The following is a 16195-nucleotide window of genomic DNA, read 5'->3' as shown; positions in this document are numbered from 1 at the left end:
CTCCTTTTAACGCGTTAATTGTTCTTGAAAGATGAGACGAAACTTCGGACGAACGTCGATTTCGATGGTTTGGACGACTTCGTCTTGTTCCAAGGTCAGTAAAATCCGTGCAGCCTCCCGGTCGTCTTGAATGATTTCAAATGACGAAAGTGCCTCTAAGTACATACTCGACAGCAGTCGACCGTCGGAACGCTGATTGACTTGAAGGAAAAACTGACCGCTTGCCGGTGTCAGACGAACGATGAACTGTTCGACGGCATTTTGAAAGCGGTACGTCGATTCGTCGTAATAGAAGAGTGGAACCGGTTCACCCGGGTTTACTGAAAATAAGGACAACAGATCTAGTTCTTTAGGAAACGACTTCACGAAAATCCACTCTTTTGGTAAAATGAACTGACTTTCATATCATACAGTATTTTACAAAAGAGGGTACAGTGAAATTGGAAGCAATCGTAACAAAGGAGGACAACACGTGGGATACATAACAGAATTAAGAAAATTCATCGGCAGTCGACCGATCATCAGCGTCGGTGCGACAATCCTCGTCATCAATGAACAAGGACAACTTTTGTTCCAACACCGTTCCGATACAAACGATTGGGGATTACCGGGCGGCTCGATGGAACTCGGGGAAACATTAGAAGAAGTCGCAATCCGGGAATTATATGAAGAAACGGGACTTGTGACGGACAAGGTCAAACTCATTGGTGTCTTTTCCGGACCACGCTACCAGTTCACATATCCGAACGGAGACGAGACGGATAGTGTGATCAACCTGTTCCACGCGCACGAAGTCACGGGGACATTACAAATCAATGATGACGAAAGTTTTGACTTGGCATACTTCAGTCAAGATGCGCTCCCGGAAAAAATCGAAAAACGGGCACATGCCTTACTGGAGGAGTTAGGTACCACGATTTGGGCATTACGTAACTCCTTTGAAGTAAAGAATTAAACCAAGCATGACAGAAAAAGCGCCCGACGTCCTTTTGAACAGGACATCGGGCGTTATCTGTTACTTCGAGACAACTGAAATGCGCTCTTTATCATGGCGATTGTGTTCGACCTCATCCGCAATGGCGACGGCATAATCGGCGTAACTGATGTAACTGTCACCTGCTGCATTAACGGTCAAGACGTCTGAAGCGAGTTGGTACGTTCCTGTCCGTTCACCTTCCGGATCGAAGAAGGCTGCCGGACTGACGAACGTCCAATGTAAGTCGGTTGTCTTTTCCAAATCAATCAGGTTAAGCGTCTGACTTTTCGCCGTCGGAAGGTATGCTTCCGGGAAATCCGGTGTATCTGCCAAACGTGTCGTTTGTTCCTGGTCGACGAACAGGCTGCCGGCGCCACCGACGACGATTAAACGCGTTGCCGTTCCGGACAATGCCTCCATCAAATGGCGACCGAGTTCGACGTGCTGCAGTTCATCTCCAGGCGCCGCGCCAAAGGCATTGATGACGACATCGAATCCCGACAGGTCGTCCTTCGTCAATGCAAACGCGTCTTTTTCGAGGACAGCATCGTGCGTCGTCCGGGTTACATTTCGGACAATGGCCGTCAAGGCATGACCTCTTTCTGCTAATTCTTTTAAAATGGTTCGTCCTGCTTTCCCACTTGCACCGATGATCGCAACTTTCATCTCACATCTCCTCCTTTTAAGTTTATGTAGCATGACACTTGTAATCATTTTAGTTACAAAAATTTATTCTGTCAAGGAAATTGACAAAAAAACATCCCCTCACTAAACTGAAGATATTGGTGGTGAAAACAATGATCAATAGTCGACTAGCGGTCGCAGTGCATATACTCGCTTTAATCAGTTCAAGTGAAGAACAACCGATGTCTTCCGAAATCATTGCCGGGAGTGTCAATACGAACCCTGTCGTCATCCGTCGCCTGACCGGTCTTTTGCGAAAAGCAGGACTGCTCAAGACACAGGCGGGACGGACCGGTGCAATCCTGACACTAAAGCCGGAAGACATCACATTGCTGATGGTCTATCGTGCTGTTGAGCCGAAAGAAGACTTATTCATGATGCATGAGTCCCCGAATCCGAATTGTCCGATCGGCCGCGAGATTCAAGGCGCGCTCGAGACGACGTTCAGCCGGGCTCAACAGGCGTTAGAAGCAGAACTTGCAGCAGAAACGTTAGCTGATGTCGTCCATCGTCTCATTCCGAGATGATGGTGGTCGTGTCTAGATTTGTAAACGGATTCAAAGGAGGATAAACGATGCGCTTAGTCAGTTACTCTGCTGTGAGTGTCCTTTTATCGTTTTTATGTTTTACGGGTTATGCGCTGTTAAACAACTTAGAAAATGAATTTCTTTATCAATTTGGAACGTTTGCCGTGACACTTTTTTCATTTTTGTTCGGGATTCCCATGTTATGGATTGCCGGGCGGTACCCTTTACCGTTACGTCTCCTGATTTATCTGACGACGTTGACCTTCGCCATTCTCTTGTTTATCGGTGGTTATCAAGCGTTTGGTCAATCATCCATCGATATCCAACTGAACGTGCTCGGAATCGTTCGCTTTGCCGTCATCGCCTGTCTGTTTTATGTGATTCCGTATGAAGTCTGTGCAAAACGGGTTAAACGTCCCTCTGTCTCGACGTAAAACGATCTTTTTTTAAAGGTCGTTTTTGTTTTGCAGGAATTTCCAAATACATCACGAATTCCATTCAGGACAAGATGAATTTAAGGAGGAAATCAGATGAAGGATACATTTCAGTGTCAGGACATCGGTAAATCATTTTCAGGGGACGGTATCGAAACGAAGGCACTTGACGCCGTCAATCTGACGCTCGACGCAGGTGATTTCATCTCAATCATCGGACCGTCTGGATCAGGGAAATCGACATTGCTTAGTCTGATCGGGACACTCGACCGTCCGACGACGGGGCAACTGCTGTACGGTGATCAACCGATCAATCAGTTGAAGAGCAAAGAACTGTCTGATTTCCGGTTCGAGAACGTCGGATTTATCTTCCAACAGTTTCATTTGATTCCGACGTTGACGGCACTTGAAAATGTGATGGCTCCATTGTTCGGACGCAAAGTTTCCTATGATAAGAAGGAGCGGGCACTTGCCTTACTCGACCAAGTCGGTCTTGCAGAAAAAGCCAGCTCGTTGCCGTCCCAGCTCTCCGGCGGACAACAGCAGCGTGTCGCCGTCGCCCGGGCACTCGTCCATGAGCCGAAGTGGCTCCTCGCGGATGAACCGACGGGGAACCTCGATACGGAAACCGGGGAAATCATCTTTCAACTTTTAAAACGGTTGAACGCTGAAAAAGGATGTGGCGTCTTATTTGTCACCCATGACCCGGAGCTTGCTGACCGCGCCAATCGAAAAATCGAGATGAAGGACGGACTCGTCATCGCGGACTCGCGACTCGTCACGGTCTGACGGAGCACCGATTTTGTTTTCGGACGGCTGACCCTTTACACTTATCAGTAAAGGAGGCGACGCACGATGCGACTTGGCATACTCGATCAAGTCCCGCTCCACGAAGGGGATACGATCGAACACACGATGATGCGAACAAAACGACTCGTCGAAGCAGCAGAACAGCTTGGTTATGAGCGCTACTGGTTCGCCGAACACCATAATACGAATGGTTTACTTAGCGCGGCGCCTGAATTATTCATTGCCCGGATGGGGAGTGAGACAAAAACGATTAAGCTCGGGACAGGCGGCGTCCTGTTGCCGCAGTACCGCCCATTAAAAGTCGCGGAAAACTTTTCGACGCTCGAAGCCTTTTATCCGGGACGGATCGAACTCGGAATCGGCAGTTCACCAGGCGGGAGCGAGCGGACACGAAGTGCCTTGACGGACGGGGAAGCGAATAAGTATTCTGAGTTCCCACGCTTGATGGATGAATTGTCCGGTTTTTTAACTGATTCGTTGTCCGCAAAGCATCCGTTTCGGATCGTCAAGTCGACGCCGCGCCTCACGCAAACGGCTCCCCTCTATTTGCTCGGTCTGTCACCGAACAGTGCAAGGCTCGCGGCAGAGCGGGGGATGGGGCTTGTCTTCGGTCATTTCATCAATCCGGACCGCTGGGAAGAGACATTACGGACATACCGCGAGCAGTTCATTCCGAGTGCGCAGTTCAAGGAGCCGACGGTCATCGTCTGTGTGTTTGCGATCTGTGCCGAAACGACAACAGAAGCAGAACAGTTGGCGACGACACAAGATGCTTGGATTCAAGGGATCCGGCTCGGAAACTCGATCGTCCCGTCGTTTGATACCGTCGGGACGAAGGACTGGAACCCGGAACAATTAAAACGGATCCAACATGACCGGCGCCGGACTATCGTCGGGACGGCGACGGAAGTCGAAGCAGCACTCGAACAGTTGGCAACCCGGTACGGGACGAATCAATTTTTGTTAATCAACAATGCTTACGACCAAGACAAACGGCTCGAATCGTACCGGTTGATCGCCGAACAGATGATACAGCACTAAAAAACGGCCGACGATGTGTCGGCCGTTCTTGTATACTCCTTATTTTTGTGATGTCGGACGGATCAGGATTTCATTGATCGAAACATCATCCGGTTCACTGACCGCATAGTTGATTGCCCGAGCAATCGCGTCGGCATCAATCGCCTGCATGTTGCCGATTCCTTGTTTGATGTCTTCATCCGTGATGTGGTCTTTTAACTCCGTATCGACGGCTCCCGGTGAAATGATTGTCGCGCGAATGTTATTGTCGACTGATTCTTCCTTCCGGAGACCTTCCGTAATCGCACGAACGGCAAACTTCGTTCCGCTGTAGACAGCGCTTGACGGCATGACTTCGTGACCTGCGACGGACGAGATGTTGATGATATGCCCTGATTTTTGTTTTCGCATGTACGGAAGGACAGCCCCGATTCCGTAAAGAACCCCTTTGATGTTGACGTCAACCATCGTATCCCATTCATCCTGCTTGTTTTTATGGAGTTGCGACAACGGCATCAGACCGGCATTGTTGACGAGGACGTCGACTGATCCGTACGTCTCCTGTGCCAGTTTCGCGAGTTGTTCGAGTTGCTCCGTCTTTGTCACGTCCGTCACTTGATAGACCGCTTGACCACCGAGCTGCTCGATTTCTTCTTTTAATGCTTGCAACCGCTCTTCACGACGTGCTGCGAGGACAAGTTTTGCACCATTCTTCGCAAGTAACTTCGCTGTGGCTTCCCCGATACCACTTGATGCACCTGTAATGATGACGACTTTGTTTTCAGCCATGATTGATAACCTCCTGTAGTAGTTGCTTCACTGATTTATGCTCACTGTTGAGTTATTGCCTGTTTTGCTGCAGGACAAACCTTCGGATGACACTTATGAAAAAAGGAGCTGGTTCGTATGAAACGACGGACGATTCGTTTAATCGTCATCTTACTTGTGATTGGATTGATTTTCATCATCGAACCATTCCGAAATCAACCGCCGCTTCCTGACGTGTCGGTCGGAAACCAAACGATCCCGACGCAGCAAGGGTCCTATTGCTGGCATGGTCTCATACGGGGACAATGTGTCGACTATATCTACACGAACCCGCTCGAAATGACAGAAAAATTGAAGCCGACCGTGGTCCGACCGGAGTCACCGATTACGATTGCCTTTCATGACGGCCCTGCGCCGGACGATTTAAAAATCGAACAGTGGCAAGATGCAGGGACAATACAGACGGTTCCGCTGCAAGGCGAACAACTCAAAGCACCTGATGCGCGCGGAATCTATGTGTATCATGTCCTTGCTGATTGGGAGCAAGGGGACGGGAACTCGGCTTTCGTGATTGAAGTGAAATGACACGTCGAAACGGGTAAAGACGAGTAAGGTCGTCGTGTTTAAGCAGAGAGGATGAAAAAACATGAGACTCGAAAACAAAGTGGCCATCGTGACCGGGGCGGCGTCCGGAATGGGCAAGAGCATCGCGGAGCGGTTTGCAGCAGAAGGAGCACGTGTCATCGTGTCTGACATTCAGCTGGACGGGGCAAACGCAGTAGTCGCGGCGATTGAAGCAGCCGGTGGGACGGCGACCGCCATCAAAACGGATGTCACGTCTGCTGAAGCGATCAAACAACTGTTTGACGAGACGTTAACGGCTTACGGACAACTTGATATCCTTGTCAACAATGCCGGAATCATGGACGGGATGGAAGGGGTCGACGAGCTGACCGATGAACGCTGGGACCGCGTTCTCGCCATCAATACGACGGCCGTCATGCGGACGATACGGCTCGCGATTCCCTTATTTCGTGCACAAGGTTCCGGAAACATCATCAACAACATCTCAATCGGTGGACTAAACGGAGCGCGTGCCGGTGCTGCGTACGCCGCCTCCAAACACGCCGTTGTCGGTCTGACGAAAAACACGGCGTTCATGTATGCACAAGAAGGGATTCGCTGTAACGGAATCGCGCCCGGTGCCGTCGAGACGAACATCGGACAATCGATGACGAACATCAGTGAGTTCGGGATGGGACGGACGATGCTCGGGATGGGCTTGAACCCCAGAACCGGACAACCTGACGAAATCGCACAGCTCGCTTTGTTTCTTGCATCAGACGACGCGAGTTTCATCAATGGGGCAATCGTCGTTGCAGACGGGGGATGGAGTGCCTATTAGGCCGATAAGACGAGAGCATATACTATAATAGGGCAATAGGCTGTAGCGTAATCAAGATGACGGACATCCCCGTCATCTTTTAATTTGTCCGAAAGCAAATAACGCTTGTTCAGTCCGATTTTTTAATAAAATACATAAGAAAAACGAATCTCACTGTTAACGATCAACAGTAAAAATCCGTTCGCGGACAGTCGTTGTTTTCAATTGTTTCCGGGCATCAATCGAGTCACGGATATGTATAATGTATTGTCGTCCTTTCCGATACCCAGAGCGAGGCGGTTTAATCCGCAACTCTTTCCCATCGATGACAACGAGTTCATTTTGCATCCGTTCCCCCGTCGAATCCGTGACGGTAACGGTTCGGTTCGAAACTTGATCAGCGCGGAGTCCATGTGAAAATTCAATATCGAATGTATGATACGTCGAAATCGAACGTGTCCGTGATTTGAAGTGCGGGTCGTCTGTTCGTGCTTCAAGGGAACAGTAACACCCTGTGAAGACTAAACAAACAGTCAGGATAATGGAAAATAACGGTTTCAAAACAAGGCTCCTTTCGTCATTTACTTCATTTTAATACAAAATATGGTAGTATTCAATCCGTCTCAGGACGGAATACTAAAATTTTTTCTTCAAGGAAGGTGGAGTGGGGTGGTATACTCGAAAGCGAGAGAAAGGCAGTGAGAGCGTATGACAGAAAGCATGAGAGAAATTATCGTCTCCATCCGGACAAGTTATGATTTTAAAGCAGACCAGGGACGTGCCGTCCGCGTCGTCGAGTTTCACGGGCGTCGGACGACGACGATCGACACCATCAAACAATCGACACCGAAGCGGATGATTTTGCTCGAGATGATTCGGGCCGTCAATTCATTTAAAGAACCATTCCATATCATTTTTAATGTCGAATGTAATTTCGGCTTTAAATATTTGAATGATGAACGCAAGTGGGAAAACCGCGATCTTGGTGATACGTTTAACGAAGCGATCAAGCAAGGCGGACACACGATTGAATTACGTGACAGCTCTTTTTACGAAGGTGGAAAAGACCTGCAAAAATGGTTACTCAACATCTTAAAGAAAGCAGACTGAGTCGGTCTGAAGGGGGGGTTCTATCGTTACCGATAGGATTCCTTTTTTCTTTAGGACTCCCGTGACTTACTAATATGTGGTAAATTTGTTGGAAGAAAGATTCTTTTTAAGAGGAGGTACGCTCTTGAATCATGTATTGCGTCGGTCGATCCCTGTCGTCGTCAGCTCCTCGATCCTCTATTTGATTGTCTCGAGTCTCGTCTTGAGCGGCTATTTCCGAATCGCCGTCGCCGATCCGTTCAGTTTGCTGTTTTACTTGGGAATTTTGCTGTCGGCCTGTTCGATCGTACTACTCAGTCAAATGCGACACGTGTATACCGGCATCCTGCAAATCGTGTTAGTGTGTCTGCTGCTTACGATGACCGGACTCATGACGGTGATGTATGGACTGGAAATCATCTTGAACTGACTTAAAACTTACATGAAGAGGTGTGTACAGATGAACAAAGAAGACCATCAACTTGCGAGAAAACTTTTAACGACCTACTTAACCGGAACCCAACTCGCGACGATTCACTTGGCTAGTTTCGTCAGCCTGGATTTCATTAATCTCTACGATACGATGAACCCGGAAATTTCGTTACGGATTGAAACCGATCGCCTCTATTACGGGGACGTCGAATCGTCAAAAGACTGGGTCGTCCGCCATATGACGAAAGAAGAGATGTTGCATCTGATTGTGACTTTACATACAGAACGGATTACCGGTGTACGCATCGGAAAAACGATTCCGCACCTTTTTCTGACGTTCAGTTCCGGGAAGACACTCGTCGTCAACGGCTCGGATACGTATTACGAATCCTGGACGGTCGATTTACGGTTGAACGCCGAAGCGACGGCCTCAATCGTCGCTGTACCGGGAGATGAAGTGGCCGTTTTCTCCAGTGATAACGCCTTATTCCAAGATCAAGATCGAGTCATGGATTGATATGAATCCAGAAATTCTTACACTTACGAATGAACTGGTGGCTGAACGATTCCCTGAATCCTTAGCTGCAATGATTGCCGGCAGTCATGTCCGCGGACGGGCGACAACAACGTCTGACATCGACCTGATTGTCCTCATGCCAACAGGATCACGCACCTACCGGGAGTCGTTTCTGTATGAAGGACACCCCGTCGAAGCATTCATTTATACGGAAGCGACGATTGGTGATTTTTTCGACGCTGACCGTGCGCGTCGTCGTCCGTCGCTGCAACGGATGGTCGCGGAAGCGGTGCCGGTCCGGGTGCATCCACTCGTCGACCGGTTGAAAACGGAAGCGTCGCGCCAATTGCTTGCTGGACCAACGCGATGGACGGTTGAACAATTAAATCAGAATCGCTATTTTTTGACGGATCTGCTCGATGACTTCATCGGGGTAGAGGATCGGACGGAAGGACTCGCCATCGCAACACGTCTTTTCGATCAAGCAGCTGCCTTTCACTTAACGGCATCCGGACGCTGGCTCGGTCAAGGAAAATGGTTGCCGCGTGAACTCGCCGCCCTCAGTCAAGCAGATGCTGACCGATTCACGGATGCTTTCGAACGTTATTTCCGTCATGATGAGAAACAACCGGTCATTCAGTTGATCGAGACGTGGCTAACACAACATGGCGGACGACACTTTGATGGATTTTCCATCGGGACATAAGACCTGCTCTTGTTGCGACGAGCAGGTCTTTGTTATGCTAAAGAACTAGACGAAACCATCAATCGGTTGAACGGACCGTCGCTTACACAAGGAGAGAATCGCATGAAGAAACAACTTGTATGGCTCATCAGCAGTTTCCTCGTCGGGATTGGTTGTTTCTTATTTTTACAACACGACAACCATTCCGCTGCGTTCCAGGATTCGGCCCCAGAACTGACACCGCAAGCGGTCGTCGCGAGTTTCAACAAAGATGCGACCATTCAGCTTACGACGAAAGAGGTCTACTGGACAGAAACATTAAGCGACACGCAAGCGATCGCTTATGCAGAGACGCAGACGACGCGCTATTTGATTGTGTTACGGCGCAACGAGGCAACGTACGCCGTCACCCACGTCACACGCCGCACCATAAACGACGGACAAGAGTGGGCGGAAGCGGATGTCATCGAAACGGACGCCGGCCGCTTCTTGATTGTTATCGGGGAAAATCACCGTCGCCTGATTGATCATTTGACGATCGCGCCTTATAAGGTCTCGTTGACGAACGGCGCAGAAGAGACCCGTGCCATCGAAGCGATGACGCGTACATTTGACGTCGCAACGAAGGAACGGTTCCATACGGTGCAAAAGCTCCCGCAAGCTTTTTCGAAATCACTGTTCTTTGATCTCCACGCGGTCGACGCCTCAGGCGCAGAACGGTTCCGCTTCCTGTCGAACAGCATCGACTGAAGCATCAAGAGTGGGCACTCGTCTTCTCGTTCGGTATACTAGTTGCAGTGAACAAGGGAGGAATCGGTATGTGGATTGTAATGAATCAACTACGCGTCGTCAAAGGGAAGTCCGATCAAGTTGCGGCGCGCTTTAAGACGACAAAAGGGATTGAGCAGATGGAAGGATTCATCCGGATGCAAGTGCTCGTCGATATTAGTCAGGACGAACATGATGTCGTGACAATCATGACGACATGGGGAAAACAAGCAGATTTCCACGCTTGGCAAGCGAGCCAAGCATATAAAGGCGTCCATAAAAAACGAGACGCTGGGACTTCTGAAGTCAAACCACTTGTCCTCTCGAATGCCGTGACGGAATATGCCGTCGTCGCCGATCATCCGCATCTCTAAAAAATGCCTGACACCCGTTCTTCGGATGTCAGGCATTTCAGCGTGTAGACAAACTAGATGGAAGGTCACTTGAATGTGATCTCCCATCTTTTTTTGCTCTCTCTTTCCTCCCTAATCGTCTTCCTGTGGCAAACATCGCGCCGCTTCGCTTCGCTGCAGGGTCGCTCCTGTTTGCTTTCTACTAGGAAGCGATTAGATCGGAAATCGAGGCTTTTTTAGCTTTCTTTCATATTATAAAGTAAAAGAAATATACCACGAAGGAGGGTTTCCCATGATGGGAAAACGAAATCAACCCCATCGTTCTGAAAACATCACGGTCACACTCGAACAATTGGTTCCTGCGGACCACTTGGTCCGCAAGATCGATCAGGTGATGGACTTTCAATTCATCTATCCATTGGTTGAAAAGTTGTACTGTGAAAATAACGGAAGACCTAGCGTGGATTCTGTTCTCTTAATCAAGATGGCTCTCCTTCAATATTTATTCGGTATTCCTTCTATGCGGAAGACGAAGAAATCGAAACGAACGTCGCCTATCGTTGGTTTCTAGGACTTGGATTGGATGAAAAGGTTCCTCATTTTTCAACCTTCGGAAAAAACTATGTCCGACGCTTCCAAGACACGACGATTTTTGAAGATATCTTCTACAAAATTCTGAACCAAGGCGTCGATGCTGGATTCGTGGACCCAGTGGTCCTGATTATCGATTCGACACACGTCAAAGCAAATGCGAATAAGCGGAAATATAAAAAGAAACATGTTCGTCGTGCAGCACGTTTTTATCAAAATGAACTGGAACAAGAAATCAATGATGATCGTGAGGCGCACGGAAAAAAGCGTTTTACCCCCAAGAAGAAGGACGAGAATGATCGACGTTTGACGAAGGAGAGTACCACGGATTCTGAGTCAGGATATTACGTGAAGGGGGAGCGTGAAAAGCAGTTCGCCTATTCCTTTCATACAGCGTGTGATCGGAATGGCTTTGTACTCGGGACAATTGTCACACCAGGTAATATTCACGATAGTATCATTTTAAATCCCTTGCTCGAGCTCATCATCCACCGTTTTACCGTCCCGTTTGCAGTCGTCGCAGACTCCGCCTATAAAACCGCCCCCATCGTACATTTACTTCTCAGACAGTGTATTTTGCCAGTCTTCCCCTACACTCGCCCCAAAGGGGTGAAAGGTATGTTCAAAACGAATGCCTTTTATAATGATGCGTATTACGACTGCTATCTCTGTGAAAATAATCAGCAGCTTGTCTATCGAACAACTACACGGGAAGGGAGACGGGAGTACGTATCAGATCCAAAAATCTGTGAAACTTGTCCATTTCTAGAACGGTGTACGAAAAGTCAGACGATGCAGAAAGTGATTCATCGGCATCTCTGGCAAGATGCAATCGACGAAGTCGAGCACCTTCGCCACACACCGGTTAATAGGCAGCTGTATGCCCGACGAAAAGAGACAATCGAACGTGTCTTTGCCGACGCGAAAGAAAAGCATGGCATGCGTTGGACTCGCTACCGCGGGTTAAAAAAAGTAACGATGCAGACCATGCTCACTTTTGCTGCCCTGAACCTCAAAAAATTGGCCAATTGGTCATGGGATTCCAGTCGGAATCCTAATGGAGTGTCATATTTTTTACGCATACATAAGACAAACCCTCATTTCCAAGTGGATATGAGGATTTGTCTACAGTCTGAAATGCCTGACACCCGTTCTTCGGATGTCAGGCATTTTACATGTTCTTTCGCAGAAATGGGTAAAAGAGTTAAAACGGACAACAGAGGTGAGACAGCATGACGCGACGGAAACTGATTGTATCCGGTATGACCGTAGTATTCGGCATGGTATTGATTCTCGGTTTTTTACTGTCAGGTGGATTCGTCTATCTTTATTTCTTTGCCATCCTGATCGGTTGTGCCTCGTTTTTGCGGGAACCGCTGTCCCGTGCAGAATGGTTGCAAGAAGGCATTGTCTTCATCCTCGTATGTTGTCTCATTTATGTCACCCAGCATTTTTTATTCTAATCAGTTGATCTGATAGGAATCGAGCAGTAAGTCCCGTGCTTCCGGCGTCAATTTAAAGCTGATTTTCCGCGTCCGGTCTTCAAGGTAGATATCCGTCTTTTTGACACGTCGATCGAGATAAATCCGATACTGTTGTGCTTGATCTCCGTTGAAGAGCGTCAAATAGGACCGCTCTGCGAGTTTTCCCTTTTTCTCCGCGACCTGACTTTGCTTGATCAATCCTGTCAACGTCTTCATTTCCTCGACGGATGTCATCAGGAATTCCTGCTCGCTCAATTCGTCATATGGCGTTTTTTGTGTGTAGTCGACCTTTGGAAACGGACGGTCATGAAAAACGGCATGGCGGGGGGACTCCGAACTGTCGTCGTCATCTGGTAGCAGCTTGATGCCTGGCGGTAGCTCGGACTCCTGTCTGACGGTCAACGTATAGCGCGACCGTTCTCCTGATGTCGTTGTTACCTGTAGCAATCCATACTCACCCCGACTGTTCGGTTCTGCCGGTGTAAAGCGTACCTTGACTGGTTTTTCCGCCTCGATAATCGGCGCTTCAAAAAGAAGATTGATCCCATCCGTCAGCAGGTGCGGACGAATCTGATGTCGGTCGTCCATGTACGTCTTATCAATAAATACGAAGTGCGGTATCCCGTGAGCAAACGGCGTCAATTCCATCACATTCGTGACGGTTGTTTCTTTCGTCTGATCATTCGTCGCCCGGATGACGAGGTATCCCGTCGTCGGCAGTGTCAACTGCATTTGCGACTTGCGAACATGATCGACCAGATGGCTGTACAGTTGACGATTTTTCGGATCAATGTTCTTGATTTCGATCTTTTTCACCGGTTTCTTCAAGGCTGAAGTTGAAAACGATTTTTGTTTTTTCGTTAACGAATGGAACGTCGGCAGATGCCGCATATCTTCACAATAAAGGTATGGTTGACCGTCCGCCTCGATATACGTCGCCCGCGTCCCTTCGATGAACAGTCCGATGTTGACGAGCGAGACGTAATAATGGTCACCCACGGTATACTGTTTTGGTGGCTTGACCTTTTTTTGATGACAGACTTCTTGAATCAGGCTCCCCAGTTTCGGATCGGCACTTTTAAAGTCGCTGACGTTTAACGTATCGTAAAGGTCCGGTACATAGCTGAACTGAACCGGTTCCGGATCTTCAGCACAGCCACTTAAGAATACGAGGCAGAGGGCCAACACGAACCGTATGCGCATATCTCATTCCCCCTCAATCTGTTCCGCGAGCTGTGCAGCCAGCTCACCTGACAATTTTGTACCTTTTTTCGAGGTTGTGTCTTGCAGGTAGACATCTGTTTTCTGGGCACGCTTTTTTAAATACACGGTGAACGTTTGTGTTTTCCCCTTGTCGACGAGTGTTAAATACTGAAGCGACGGTTTATTTCCTTGCGGTTGCTCGAGGGTGACCTGTTTCAGTTCGTTCGCGAGGGCAAGTGATAATTCATCCGGCATGATACCAATTTTGCGGATATTGCCTTCTTGCAGGGACTCGATCGTCGGATGGAGGAAACCTTCGATTCCGTCATTGCGTTCTTCATCGTCCATTTCGAATAACTTCACCTTCTGATAGACCGGTTGATAGCGTAAGGACAAGGTTTTTTCTTCTACATCGCCCAGCTCATTTTTTGCGCGTAACGTCACATACGGAATCGTTTGATTCGCCGTAAGTGTCTCCGGTAAGGGATGGTACGTCATGTCGACTTTTTCCTGATCATATGTCGTCATTACGATCCGGTCCTGCAGGTACCAACCGGGACTTTCGAAAGTAATCGAATGATATATCGCATTTGCTCCGTTCCCGCTCGGACGCGTCGTCAAATAAAAGTCTGTCGTCTGGTTGATGAACGAAGTCGGGACATCGACGAGCACGTGCTCTTTGTTGTTCTCTGTCAGGATGACGAGTATTTGTCCTGCAATCGGCATATGTAAGTTATGGAAGGGTGCGAGACGACGGCTGAAATCACCCTCTGTTTTCGCTTCACGATTTTGATCCGCATGGCGTGTCCGTTGTTTTTCCGTCACCGGGAAAAATGTCGGCGTCTGCAAGGGCGTTTTGTCCGTTCCTTGGTCTACCTTCACCCACGGATGGTCTTTTGCTTCGACCGGATGAATTTTTAATTGATGCGTATCCCGCGACCGGCAGGCGAGGTACAGGTTTTCTTTTTCAGCGAGATAAAAGACCTCGGTTTGAGCTCCATACATTTCAAGCGTTTTTAAGGAAAAGTACATCTCATATGTATTAAGGATCCGGTAGGATGAGGGCAGTGCCGTCGTCTTTTTATTCTTGCACGTTTTTAACAATTGTTTTTTCTCTTTCGTCGATACATCGTCTACGAATTGATGATCGGTAAAACGTTCGACTGACCAGTACGCCGGTACGGACTCAAGCTTCAATAAACGTTCTTGACCGCACCCGGTCAAGACGAGACTGCAGGCCAGTCCTAATGCCAGTGACCATGATTTAATGACAATCCCTCCCCGTCGTTTTCTACTTATTTTACCATATATTTTTCCATATTTTATCTATTTTTCATTTCACTTTAACCTTAAGATGTTAATAATCTATCAGAACGGGTAATACTCAATCATCACGAATTTCACTACTACACGGGGGTTATTCAAATGGGTACATTCATTCAAGCAGTTGACGGAACTAAAATTTATGTCGAAGATGTCGGTTCAGGACAACCGGTCGTCATGTTACACGGATGGCCAGCGAATAACAACATGTTCGAATATCAAAAGAATGCCTTGCTCGACGCCGGCTACCGTTACATCGGAGTTGATTACCGCGGCTACGGCAAATCGGATGCTCCAGCCAGCGGATATGATTATGCAACGATGGCATCTGACATCGATCAAGTCATCACGCAGCTCGAACTGAAAGACGCAGCGTTACTCGGCTTTTCAATGGGGGGCGGGATTGCGTTACGCTATCTCCTTAACCACGGATCGAGCAAAATCTCGAAATTGATTCTTGCGGGTGCTGCAGCTCCGGTCTTCACGCAACGGGAAGGGTACCCGTACGGGATGACAAAAGACGAAGTCGATGACTTGATTGCCGATACGAGAAAAGACCGTCCGGCGATGCTTGAAGGATTCGGAAAAATCTTCTTTGAACAAGACCATTCAGAACCGCTGACACAATGGTTCCACAACTTAAGTGTCGCAGCCTCTTCTCACGGCACGATTTTATCGGCAATCGCCTTGCGCGACGAAGACTTACGGGATGAATTGCAGCAGATTGACGTCGAGACGTTAATCATTCATGGCAAAAAAGATAAAGTCTGTCCGTTTGAATTTGCGGAAGAGATGCAAAAAGGAATCCCGAACTCACGGATCGAACCATTTGAAGAGAGCGGGCACGGGACAGTACTCGATGAACGCGAAAAATTCAACGATACATTACTTGCTTTCTTAAATAATCAAAGACACGAAAAACAGCCATCGTAAGTATGCGATGGCTGTTAAAGCTGTAGACAAACGGTTATGAAGCCTGAAAATTCTATATCGAGATGCGCTTCCCTGTCTCACCTCGTATTCAAAGCGGCAATCGTTCGCGGTTCTAAGCGATTCAAGACAGATTACGCTCTAAACCGTCTGCATATTTGGATTTATCTCACGGTATTCCCTAAAAAGCGTCACGTTTCGTTGACTCCTACGGGAA

The 16195-nt window shown here is 48.2% G+C and carries 21 protein-coding genes and 1 pseudogene; 16 read left to right on the top strand and 6 right to left on the bottom strand.

The features are described 5' to 3' along the window. Positions 1-6: 6 nt before the first annotated feature. Positions 7-366: a hypothetical protein gene (locus KNQ05_RS05265; protein WP_214801692.1), complete on the bottom strand. Its 360-nt coding sequence runs from the start codon at positions 364-366 to the stop codon at positions 7-9. A gap of 106 nt (positions 367-472) precedes the next feature. On the opposite strand from KNQ05_RS05265, the gene KNQ05_RS05260 reads away from it, so the two are divergent. Beyond that, positions 473-955, top strand: a complete 483-nt coding sequence (locus KNQ05_RS05260; RefSeq protein WP_088837140.1) for an NUDIX hydrolase — start codon at positions 473-475, stop codon at positions 953-955. Positions 956-1015: 60 nt separating this feature from the next. On the opposite strand, the gene KNQ05_RS05255 is transcribed toward KNQ05_RS05260, so the two are convergent. Next, positions 1016-1642: an NAD(P)-dependent oxidoreductase gene (locus KNQ05_RS05255; RefSeq protein WP_214801695.1), complete on the bottom strand. Its 627-nt coding sequence runs from the start codon at positions 1640-1642 to the stop codon at positions 1016-1018. A 131-nt stretch (positions 1643-1773) separates the two neighbouring features. Between KNQ05_RS05255 and KNQ05_RS05250 the strand changes: the two genes are divergently transcribed. The 4 genes from KNQ05_RS05250 to KNQ05_RS05235 all read left to right on the top strand — a co-directional run bounded on the left by KNQ05_RS05250 (position 1774) and on the right by KNQ05_RS05235 (position 4472). Beyond that, a complete protein-coding gene (locus KNQ05_RS05250; protein ID WP_088837142.1) occupies positions 1774-2187 on the top strand; it encodes an Rrf2 family transcriptional regulator in 414 nt (137 codons plus the stop codon). A gap of 47 nt (positions 2188-2234) precedes the next feature. Further along, positions 2235-2621 carry a hypothetical protein gene (locus KNQ05_RS05245; RefSeq protein ID WP_088837143.1) on the top strand — a complete coding sequence of 129 codons (387 nt, stop codon included), beginning with the start codon at positions 2235-2237 and terminating at the stop codon, positions 2619-2621. A 96-nt stretch (positions 2622-2717) separates the two neighbouring features. Then, complete coding sequence (locus KNQ05_RS05240) at positions 2718-3410, top strand: ABC transporter ATP-binding protein (protein ID WP_214801698.1); 693 nt, start codon at positions 2718-2720, stop codon at positions 3408-3410. Positions 3411-3476: 66 nt separating this feature from the next. Beyond that, the gene (locus KNQ05_RS05235; protein ID WP_214804576.1) at positions 3477-4472 is read left to right on the top strand and encodes an LLM class flavin-dependent oxidoreductase; all 996 of its coding nucleotides are present in this window, start codon (positions 3477-3479) and stop codon (positions 4470-4472) included. 39 nt (positions 4473-4511) lie between these two features. Here KNQ05_RS05235 and KNQ05_RS05230 read toward each other — a convergent pair whose 3' ends face one another. Beyond that, positions 4512-5240, bottom strand: a complete 729-nt coding sequence (locus tag KNQ05_RS05230) for an SDR family oxidoreductase (RefSeq protein ID WP_214804574.1) — start codon at positions 5238-5240, stop codon at positions 4512-4514. 117 nt (positions 5241-5357) lie between these two features. Between KNQ05_RS05230 and KNQ05_RS05225 the strand changes: the two genes are divergently transcribed. Together KNQ05_RS05225 and KNQ05_RS05220 are read left to right on the top strand one after the other, a co-directional pair. Next, positions 5358-5804: a hypothetical protein gene (locus tag KNQ05_RS05225; RefSeq protein ID WP_214804572.1), complete on the top strand. Its 447-nt coding sequence runs from the start codon at positions 5358-5360 to the stop codon at positions 5802-5804. Between the two features lie 61 nt (positions 5805-5865). Continuing rightward, positions 5866-6624, top strand: coding sequence for an SDR family oxidoreductase (locus KNQ05_RS05220; protein ID WP_214804562.1), 759 nt, complete (start codon positions 5866-5868; stop codon positions 6622-6624). Positions 6625-6780: 156 nt separating this feature from the next. On the opposite strand, the gene KNQ05_RS05215 is transcribed toward KNQ05_RS05220, so the two are convergent. Then, positions 6781-7164 (bottom strand): hypothetical protein, encoded by a 384-nt coding sequence (locus tag KNQ05_RS05215; protein ID WP_029330159.1) that lies wholly within the window; start codon positions 7162-7164, stop codon positions 6781-6783. Between the two features lie 159 nt (positions 7165-7323). Between KNQ05_RS05215 and KNQ05_RS05210 the strand changes: the two genes are divergently transcribed. From KNQ05_RS05210 to KNQ05_RS05175, 8 genes and pseudogenes are all read left to right on the top strand, one after another. Then, positions 7324-7713: a hypothetical protein gene (locus KNQ05_RS05210; protein WP_251132441.1), complete on the top strand. Its 390-nt coding sequence runs from the start codon at positions 7324-7326 to the stop codon at positions 7711-7713. Positions 7714-7837: 124 nt separating this feature from the next. After that, positions 7838-8122 (top strand): hypothetical protein, encoded by a 285-nt coding sequence (locus KNQ05_RS05205; RefSeq protein WP_214804558.1) that lies wholly within the window; start codon positions 7838-7840, stop codon positions 8120-8122. Between the two features lie 30 nt (positions 8123-8152). Then, a complete protein-coding gene (locus KNQ05_RS05200; RefSeq protein ID WP_214804556.1) occupies positions 8153-8641 on the top strand; it encodes a hypothetical protein in 489 nt (162 codons plus the stop codon). A 1-nt stretch (position 8642) separates the two neighbouring features. After that, positions 8643-9347: a nucleotidyltransferase domain-containing protein gene (locus KNQ05_RS05195; protein WP_214804554.1), complete on the top strand. Its 705-nt coding sequence runs from the start codon at positions 8643-8645 to the stop codon at positions 9345-9347. Positions 9348-9449: 102 nt separating this feature from the next. Beyond that, positions 9450-10076, top strand: coding sequence for a hypothetical protein (locus tag KNQ05_RS05190; RefSeq protein WP_214804552.1), 627 nt, complete (start codon positions 9450-9452; stop codon positions 10074-10076). A 68-nt stretch (positions 10077-10144) separates the two neighbouring features. After that, positions 10145-10468, top strand: coding sequence for an antibiotic biosynthesis monooxygenase (locus tag KNQ05_RS05185; protein ID WP_088837154.1), 324 nt, complete (start codon positions 10145-10147; stop codon positions 10466-10468). 271 nt (positions 10469-10739) lie between these two features. Continuing rightward, positions 10740-12274, top strand: a pseudogene (locus tag KNQ05_RS05180) (IS1182 family transposase). Next, positions 12271-12501 (top strand): hypothetical protein, encoded by a 231-nt coding sequence (locus KNQ05_RS05175; RefSeq protein WP_029330173.1) that lies wholly within the window; start codon positions 12271-12273, stop codon positions 12499-12501. The pseudogene KNQ05_RS05180 and the gene KNQ05_RS05175 overlap by 4 nt, the downstream one beginning before the upstream one ends. Here KNQ05_RS05175 and KNQ05_RS05170 read toward each other — a convergent pair whose 3' ends face one another. Then, positions 12502-13725: a hypothetical protein gene (locus tag KNQ05_RS05170; protein WP_214804551.1), complete on the bottom strand. Its 1224-nt coding sequence runs from the start codon at positions 13723-13725 to the stop codon at positions 12502-12504. 3 nt (positions 13726-13728) lie between these two features. Then, positions 13729-14949, bottom strand: a complete 1221-nt coding sequence (locus tag KNQ05_RS05165) for a hypothetical protein (protein ID WP_214804549.1) — start codon at positions 14947-14949, stop codon at positions 13729-13731. A 201-nt stretch (positions 14950-15150) separates the two neighbouring features. Between KNQ05_RS05165 and KNQ05_RS05160 the strand changes: the two genes are divergently transcribed. Beyond that, the gene (locus tag KNQ05_RS05160) at positions 15151-15981 is read left to right on the top strand and encodes an alpha/beta fold hydrolase (RefSeq protein ID WP_214804547.1); all 831 of its coding nucleotides are present in this window, start codon (positions 15151-15153) and stop codon (positions 15979-15981) included. Positions 15982-16195: the final 214 nt, after the last annotated feature.

It is taken from the genome of Exiguobacterium sp. s125 (assembly GCF_018618605.1).
Taxonomy (GTDB): domain Bacteria; phylum Bacillota; class Bacilli; order Exiguobacteriales; family Exiguobacteriaceae; genus Exiguobacterium_A; species Exiguobacterium_A oxidotolerans.
Note: the sequence above shows the minus strand (reverse complement) of the source record. Positions and strands in the feature narration are given on the sequence as shown.

Coding starts and splice junctions, on each gene's coding strand:
- KNQ05_RS05255 (WP_214801695.1), bottom strand. CDS start 1,642: ATGAAAGTTGCGATCATCGGTGCAAGTGGGAAAGCAGGACGAACCATT.
- KNQ05_RS05250 (WP_088837142.1), top strand. CDS start 1,774: ATGATCAATAGTCGACTAGCGGTCGCAGTGCATATACTCGCTTTAATC.
- KNQ05_RS05245 (WP_088837143.1), top strand. CDS start 2,235: ATGCGCTTAGTCAGTTACTCTGCTGTGAGTGTCCTTTTATCGTTTTTA.
- KNQ05_RS05240 (WP_214801698.1), top strand. CDS start 2,718: ATGAAGGATACATTTCAGTGTCAGGACATCGGTAAATCATTTTCAGGG.
- KNQ05_RS05235 (WP_214804576.1), top strand. CDS start 3,477: ATGCGACTTGGCATACTCGATCAAGTCCCGCTCCACGAAGGGGATACG.
- KNQ05_RS05230 (WP_214804574.1), bottom strand. CDS start 5,240: ATGGCTGAAAACAAAGTCGTCATCATTACAGGTGCATCAAGTGGTATC.
- KNQ05_RS05225 (WP_214804572.1), top strand. CDS start 5,358: ATGAAACGACGGACGATTCGTTTAATCGTCATCTTACTTGTGATTGGA.
- KNQ05_RS05220 (WP_214804562.1), top strand. CDS start 5,866: ATGAGACTCGAAAACAAAGTGGCCATCGTGACCGGGGCGGCGTCCGGA.
- KNQ05_RS05210 (WP_251132441.1), top strand. CDS start 7,324: ATGAGAGAAATTATCGTCTCCATCCGGACAAGTTATGATTTTAAAGCA.
- KNQ05_RS05200 (WP_214804556.1), top strand. CDS start 8,153: ATGAACAAAGAAGACCATCAACTTGCGAGAAAACTTTTAACGACCTAC.
- KNQ05_RS05195 (WP_214804554.1), top strand. CDS start 8,643: ATGAATCCAGAAATTCTTACACTTACGAATGAACTGGTGGCTGAACGA.
- KNQ05_RS05190 (WP_214804552.1), top strand. CDS start 9,450: ATGAAGAAACAACTTGTATGGCTCATCAGCAGTTTCCTCGTCGGGATT.
- KNQ05_RS05185 (WP_088837154.1), top strand. CDS start 10,145: ATGTGGATTGTAATGAATCAACTACGCGTCGTCAAAGGGAAGTCCGAT.
- KNQ05_RS05175 (WP_029330173.1), top strand. CDS start 12,271: ATGACGCGACGGAAACTGATTGTATCCGGTATGACCGTAGTATTCGGC.
- KNQ05_RS05170 (WP_214804551.1), bottom strand. CDS start 13,725: ATGCGCATACGGTTCGTGTTGGCCCTCTGCCTCGTATTCTTAAGTGGC.
- KNQ05_RS05160 (WP_214804547.1), top strand. CDS start 15,151: ATGGGTACATTCATTCAAGCAGTTGACGGAACTAAAATTTATGTCGAA.